This window comes from Frankia sp. AiPs1 (assembly GCF_023716945.1).
GTDB lineage: Bacteria > Actinomycetota > Actinomycetes > Frankiales > Frankiaceae > Frankia.
In genome coordinates this window covers 1-6,437 of sequence record NZ_JAMQQF010000327.1, presented here as the reverse complement: position 1 = coordinate 6,437, position 6,437 = coordinate 1, and the positions used below count along the sequence as shown (strand labels likewise).

The following is a 6,437-nucleotide window of genomic DNA, read 5'->3' as shown; positions in this document are numbered from 1 at the left end:
CCCCCCCCCCCCCCATTTTAAAAGCAGACGCCCCAAAACGGTATATCTGTGCATTTGTGGTGGGCTGGTATATTTTTAAAATAGACAGGCCGTGCGGCCCGCGGCCTGCGGCGTCGCGGGCCGGCCACCGAGGTGCCGTGGAGGTATGACTGGCCCGAGAACGGGCATCCCGCTCAGACCGCCCGGACGCGCCGTCCCGGCGGGATATCGAGACAGGGGAGGCCACAGGGCATGGATCGGGAGACCTTCGTCAAGCTGCTCAACGACGACCTCAGCTCCGAGTACCAGTCGATCGTCCAGTACATCCAGCACGGCGCGGTCATCAAGGGCGCGGAGTACCTGAACGTCGCCGACGAGATCAAGCGGCACCTGCCGCAGGAGCTCGGCCACGCGCAGATTCTGGCCGAGCAGATTTCCTTCCTCGGCGGGACGCCGACCGTCGACGTGTCCCAGGTCCACCCGTCGAGCGGGGCCCAGGAGGCGCTGCGCGACGATCTCCGGTTGGAGTCCGAGCAGCTCGACCGCTACCGCGAGCGGTTCGGCCAGGCCAACGAGCTGGGGCTGGCCGACGTCGCCGAGGCGCTGCGCCCCCTGCTCGAACAGACCCAGGAGCACGTCCGCGACCTGCAGGCGGCACTGGGCCGCTGAGCGGGGCGGTCGCGGCCGGCCGAGCCGGCGGCACCGGGTCGGCGCACGCACCGACCCGGTGCCCCGACCCGCCGCCGAGCCACCGCGCCACTCAGACGGGATGCCACTCAGACGGGGATGCCGCTCAGACGGGGATCGGGCTGTCCACGTCCACGATCTCCTTGCCCAGCGGCATCAGCGACACCGGGATCAGCTTGAAGTTCGCCAGGCCGAGCGGGATACCGATCACGGTCAGGCACAGCGCGATCCCGGTGGTGAGATGCCCGAGAGCCAGCCACCAGCCGGCAAAAACGATCCACAGAACATTGCCCGCCAGGGACGCCCCGCCGGCATCCGGGCGGTCCACGACCCGCCGGCCGAACGGCCACAACGCGTAGTTGGCCATCCGCAGCGACGCGATGCCGAACGGAATCGTGATGATGAGGATGAAGCAGATCAGCGCCGCCAGGGCATAGCCGATGGCCAGCCAGATACCGCAGAGCACCAGCCAGATGACGTTGAGCAGGACACGCATTAGCCCACCCGCACTCTCTCTCAAGAGGGACCGTTCTCCCGCAAGGGGCCGTTCTCCCACAAGGGACCGGCCGCCCGAAACGGGACCGGTGGTCGCCGAGGTCCGCGGGCGTCGGCCGCGACGCGGGCGGATATCGCCTGCGGAACTTTACCCACGGGGTGCCGACCTTTACCCCACTTGGGACGAGTTCACCGTCAGTCCCCGGTGGATCCGGCGGATCCACCGGACGGCGGGTGGCGGGTGGCGGGCGGCTGCGGGCCCGACTCGCTACCGTCGACGGCAGTGGCCCGGGCACGCCAGGGCCCGGGTTTCCCCCGACCGGCCCGCGTTCCCGACCGCAGTGATAGGTGGATGACCGGTATGCAGGTGTACGACCACGTCGTCGACCTCGTCGGAGACACGCCCCTGATCCGGTTGACGCCGGGTATCGCCGAGACCCCGGCGCCAGTGTTGGGCAAGCTCGAATACCTGAATCCGGGCGGCTCGGTGAAGGACCGGGTGGCACTGGCGATGGTCGCCGCCGCCGAGGAGGCCGGCCAGTTGCGGCCGGGCGGCACCATCATCGAGCCGACCAGCGGCAATACCGGGGTCGGTCTGGCGCTGGTGGCGGCGCGGCAGGGCTACCACTGTGTGTTCACCATGCCGGACAAGATCAGCGAGGAGAAGCGGGCGGTCCTGCGCGCGTACGGCGCGGAGGTCGTCGTCTGCCCGACCGCGGTGCCCCCCGACGATCCCCGTTCCTATTACGAGGTGGCTCGCCGGCTGGTCCGGGAGACCCCGGGCGGGTGGAGCCCGGACCAGTACTCCAACCCGCACAACCCGGCGGCGCACCAGGCCACCACCGGACCGGAGATCTGGCGGGCGACCGACGGCCGCGTCACCCACTTCGTCGCCGGGATCGGCACGGGCGGCACGATCAGCGGGGTGGGGCGCTACCTCAAGGAGGTGTCCGGCGGCGCCGTGCAGATCATCGGCGCCGATCCGGAGGGATCGGTCTACTCCGGCGGCAGCGGGCGGCCCTATCTCGTCGAGGGGGTCGGCGAGGACATCTGGCCGACGACCTACGACAAGACGGTCGTCGACCGGGTGGAAGCGGTCAGCGACCGCGACTCGTTCCTGATGACCCGCGACCTCGCCCGGCGGTGCGGGCTGCTGGTCGGCGGGTCCTGCGGGCTGGCCGTGGTGGCGGCGCTGCGCGTCGCCGACGGTCTCGGGCCCGACGACGTCGTGGTGGTCCTGCTCCCCGACTCGGGCCGCGGCTACCTGTCGAAGATCTTCAACGACGAGTGGATGTACGAGTACGGCTTCCTGGAGCCACCGTCGAGCGGCCCGACCGTCGCCGACGCCCTGCGTTACAAGGATGAGCAGGGCCACAAGGGCGAACAGGGCCACAACAGTGAGCAGGGCCACAAGGGCGAACAGGGCCGTGCGGGCGAACAGATCAGCGGGCCGCCCGACCTCGTGCACGTCCATCCGGACGAGACGGTCGGCGCGGCCATCTCCTACCTGCGGGAGTACAACGTCTCGCAGATGCCGGTGGTCCGCCACGAACCGCCGCTGCGCGCGGCCGAGGTGGCGGGCTCGGTGATCGAACGTCATCTGCTCGCCGCGGTCTTCGCCGACCGGTCCGCCGTCGACTCCCCCGTCAGCGATCACCTGTCCCCGCCGTTGCCGATGGTGGGGGTCGGCGAGCCGCTGTCCCGGATCGTGGCGGTCCTCGGCGACGATCCGGCGGTCCTGGTGCACGACGAGGGCAGCCCGGTCGGCATCCTCACTCGCGCCGACCTGCTCAGTTTCCTGGCCGTGGCGCCGTAGCGTGACGTCATGCATGCCGACGAGTTCGCCGACGGATTCGAGACGATCGCGATCCACGCCGGTCAGGAGCCCGATCCGGGCACCGGCGCGGTGGCTCCTCCGATCCACCTCTCCTCGACGTTCGCCCAGGACGGGGTCGGCGGCCTGCGCGGCGGCTTCGAGTACGCCCGTTCCGGGAACCCGACCCGCGCGGCCCTGGAGACCTGCCTCGCCGCCCTGGAAGGCGGCCGCGTGGGCCTCGCCTTCTCCGCGGGCATGGCGGCGACCGACACGCTGCTGCGGGCGGTGTGCCGTCCCGGCGACCATGTGATCATCCCGGCCGACGCCTACGGCGGGACCTACCGACTGATCGCGCGCGTCCTCGGCGAGTGGGGGGTCGAGCACAGCAGCGTCGACCTCACCGACCTCGATGCGACCCGGGCCGCGGTCCGCCCGGGCGTGACTCGGCTGGTGTGGTGCGAGACGCCGACGAACCCGCTGCTGACGATCGCCGACATCGCCGCACTCGCATCGCTCGCCCACGACGCCGGCGCGCTGCTCGCCGTGGACAACACCTTCGCCTCGCCCTACCTTCAGCAGCCGCTGGCTCTCGGCGCCGACGCCGTGGTGCACTCCACCACGAAATACCTCGGCGGCCACAGCGACGTCGTGGGCGGCGCCATCGTGGTGAGTGATCCGAAACTCGGCACGCGGCTACGATTCCTGCAGAACGCGGCCGGTGCCGTCCCCGGACCGTTCGACTGCTGGCTGGTATTGCGCGGCATCAAGACACTGGCCGTGCGGATGGACCGGCACTGCGCCAACGCCCGTCTTATCGCGACCCTGTTGGCGGCGCATCCGGCCGTCGCCACGGTGTACTACCCGGGCCTGCCTGGTCATGCCGGGCACGGCGTCGCCGCCAAACAGATGCGTGACTTCGGCGGGATGGTCTCGTTCACGCTGCGAGACGGTTCCCGGGCCGCGGTCGAGCTGTGCGGGCGGACCCGGCTGTTCACCCTCGCCGAGTCACTCGGCGGGGTGGAATCCCTGATCGAGCATCCGGCCAGCATGACCCATGCGTCGGTGGTGGACTCGCCGCTGGCCGTGCCGGCGGAGCTCGTGCGGCTTTCGGTCGGCATCGAATCGGCCGACGACCTCGCGACCGACCTGCGACTGGCCCTGGACGGGCTTTCGGCCGGTTCCGCTTAGGTCCACCGCGAGCCTGCGGCGGCAATTCCGGCGCACAACAGCACCACAGTGGGGGAAAACGGCCGACGAAAGTCCCGAAGTGAGCGGCGGGCCGACATAGCGAACCTTAAACGGTTATCGTTAGCTTGCTGAGTTGAGATCCTCGGGCGGAGAACATCATGGCTGCACGTGCAGGTATGCCGTACACGTGCCGGGTCCGCCAGGTCGCGACCGTCAGGAGTGCCGCATGGACGCCTCGACGGACCGCCGGACGCTCGTCACCTCGAGCGCGCTCGTCGTCGGTGCACTTCTCGGTGCCGGTGCAGCCGACATGAGCTCCTCGGCGGTGGACAGCCGGGTGGCCCTGGAGCGGGTCGAGTCCACGCTGGAGACCCTCGCCCGCCGTTGGGAGACCACCCCGCCGGCGGAGCTCGTCGAACGGCTCGGCACCCTCGAGCACCACGCCCGCACCATCGGGCGCTGGCGGCTGGGTTCGGCCCTGCGCCAGGACTGGCTGCGGGCACACGGCCGGATCCTCCTGATGACCTCGGTCGCCCAGGGCGACAGCGGGCAGCCGACCCGGGCGACGATCGCGGCGCGGGCGGCGCTGGTCCTCGCGAAACACGTCGGGGACACCACCACCGCCGCCCACGCCGGAGTCGTGCTGGCCGAACTGGCGGCCTACTCCTTCGACAGCACCTCCGACGGCCTGCAGCTCGCCCGGACCGCCCGGGCCGCGGCGCCGCACGCGCACACCGCGATCCTCGCGATCACCACCGAGGCGCACATCATGGCCGCCCGGCACATGCCGACGGACGGCATCGTGGCCGTGCTGCGTTCGGCGGACGCCATCGCCGCGAAACTGCCGCACGGTTCGTTGGGATACAGCCTCGATGGCATTCATCCGGGCTACCTGCCGACATTCGGGGGTGCGGCGCTCGTCGCCGCGGGCGCGGTGGACGAGGGCCAACAGCGCCTCGGTGAGGCCGCCGATCTGTTCGGTCGCTCTCGGGCCTCCGGCGCGCTCGCCGCCGTGCGGCTCTACCAGGCGTCGGCGGCGATGCGGTCGCGCGATCTGGACGAGGCGGAGATTCTGGCGACGAGGGCGCTGGCTGCCTCTGCGGTCCGGCCGAGCAGTTGGTTGTCGAACGGAATTCTCTCGCTCGCAAAGCGGGCCAGAGTCCAGGGGGCGGACTGGTCCGGGCTGGTCGCGCAGGCGCAGGAATGGTCACCGGTCTGACCGCCGACGGGCCGCCCTGCTCGCCGCCGGGCCAGGCCGGTTCGCAGCCCGTGGGCGACGAGCAGGCCGGCCAGGACGACAACCAGAACAGCCAGGAACGGGAATATGTCGGAATGAGGCATGACGTTCGACGGAACGAGGTACACGGATTTTGATGGTGCAATATTCGGGACGATCGGCAACGGTGGCGGGGTCGCCCGCGCGGCGACGGGATAGGGAATAGGCACGGCGGTACATTATCGGGTGGCCGACAATGGCGTGCGGGTCGGGGCTCGACGAAAGTTCCGAGCGGTCCTGCACAGGCCCACAAAAAGGTCCGGCCGGGACAGGAGAGGACCACAAAGGAGGTCGTAGCAGCCCACACCCGGGTTACACTCCAGCGCGGGACGCCGGGCTCTTCCGTGGTCTGAGTACCTTCTTGCCCCGGGGACTTTCGCACCGACTGCACGGTATCTGCCCGCCGCGCCCAGGATGCCGGCTAACGTGAGCCCGATGAGCAGGACGGGCGTGGTGGTCGTCGGCGGGTTCTGCCTCGACTGCATCGTCACCACGGACACGCTGCCGGCCTGGGGAGACGATCTCCGGGTCGACGCCGTGCGGACCAGGCCGGGCGGCAAGGGCCTGAACCAGGCGGTGGCGCTCGCCCGCCGTGGCGTGCCGGTCCGGGCCGTCGGCGTCGTCGGCGGGGACACGGCCGGCCGTGAGCTGCTCGCGGTGCTGCAGGCCGAGGGGGTCGACCAGGCCACGATGGCGGTCCGTGCCGCCGCGGCGACACCGATCTGCGTGGTGCTCGCCCACCCGGACGGCCGTACCGCGTTCCTCTACCGCGGGGCGCAGGCGCTCGACCTCACCCCCGACGACCTGGCCCCCGCCCTGGCCGCCATCCGCCGCGCCCGCGCGGTCATCGTGACCTTCGACCCGCCGCCCGCGACCGTGCGGGCGGCGATCGACCACGCCCTGGCGGCCGGCGCGGCGCTGGTCGTCCATCCCGCGCCGGCCGAGCGGGGGGGCGCGGCCGCCCGCGGCGGGTCCGCTAGAATTGGGGGTGCGACG

The 6,437-nt window shown here is 70.9% G+C and carries 6 protein-coding genes; 5 read left to right on the top strand and 1 reads right to left on the bottom strand.

What is annotated here, in order from left to right; genetic code table 11:
* Positions 1-231: 231 nt before the first annotated feature.
* Positions 232-648: a ferritin-like domain-containing protein gene (locus ND748_RS22005; protein ID WP_251747876.1), complete on the top strand. Its 417-nt coding sequence runs from the start codon at positions 232-234 to the stop codon at positions 646-648.
* Between the two features lie 124 nt (positions 649-772).
* Here ND748_RS22005 and ND748_RS22000 read toward each other — a convergent pair whose 3' ends face one another.
* Positions 773-1,162: a YccF domain-containing protein gene (locus tag ND748_RS22000; protein ID WP_251747875.1), complete on the bottom strand. Its 390-nt coding sequence runs from the start codon at positions 1,160-1,162 to the stop codon at positions 773-775.
* A gap of 360 nt (positions 1,163-1,522) precedes the next feature.
* On the opposite strand from ND748_RS22000, the gene ND748_RS21995 reads away from it, so the two are divergent.
* The 4 genes from ND748_RS21995 to ND748_RS21980 form a co-directional block, all read left to right on the top strand.
* Entirely contained in the window at positions 1,523-2,977 is a 1,455-nt protein-coding gene (locus ND748_RS21995; RefSeq protein ID WP_251747877.1) for a cystathionine beta-synthase, read from the top strand.
* Positions 2,978-2,986: 9 nt separating this feature from the next.
* Positions 2,987-4,165, top strand: coding sequence for a cystathionine gamma-synthase (locus ND748_RS21990; protein ID WP_251747874.1), 1,179 nt, complete (start codon positions 2,987-2,989; stop codon positions 4,163-4,165).
* A 226-nt stretch (positions 4,166-4,391) separates the two neighbouring features.
* The gene (locus ND748_RS21985) at positions 4,392-5,384 is read left to right on the top strand and encodes a hypothetical protein (protein ID WP_251747873.1); all 993 of its coding nucleotides are present in this window, start codon (positions 4,392-4,394) and stop codon (positions 5,382-5,384) included.
* Positions 5,385-5,876: 492 nt separating this feature from the next.
* Positions 5,877-6,437, top strand: a 561-nt coding sequence (locus tag ND748_RS21980; protein WP_251747872.1) for a carbohydrate kinase family protein, incomplete at its 3' end; no start/stop codon positions are given.

Coding starts and splice junctions, on each gene's coding strand:
- ND748_RS22005 (WP_251747876.1), top strand. CDS start 232: ATGGATCGGGAGACCTTCGTCAAGCTGCTCAACGACGACCTCAGCTCC.
- ND748_RS22000 (WP_251747875.1), bottom strand. CDS start 1,162: ATGCGTGTCCTGCTCAACGTCATCTGGCTGGTGCTCTGCGGTATCTGG.
- ND748_RS21995 (WP_251747877.1), top strand. CDS start 1,523: ATGCAGGTGTACGACCACGTCGTCGACCTCGTCGGAGACACGCCCCTG.
- ND748_RS21990 (WP_251747874.1), top strand. CDS start 2,987: ATGCATGCCGACGAGTTCGCCGACGGATTCGAGACGATCGCGATCCAC.
- ND748_RS21985 (WP_251747873.1), top strand. CDS start 4,392: ATGGACGCCTCGACGGACCGCCGGACGCTCGTCACCTCGAGCGCGCTC.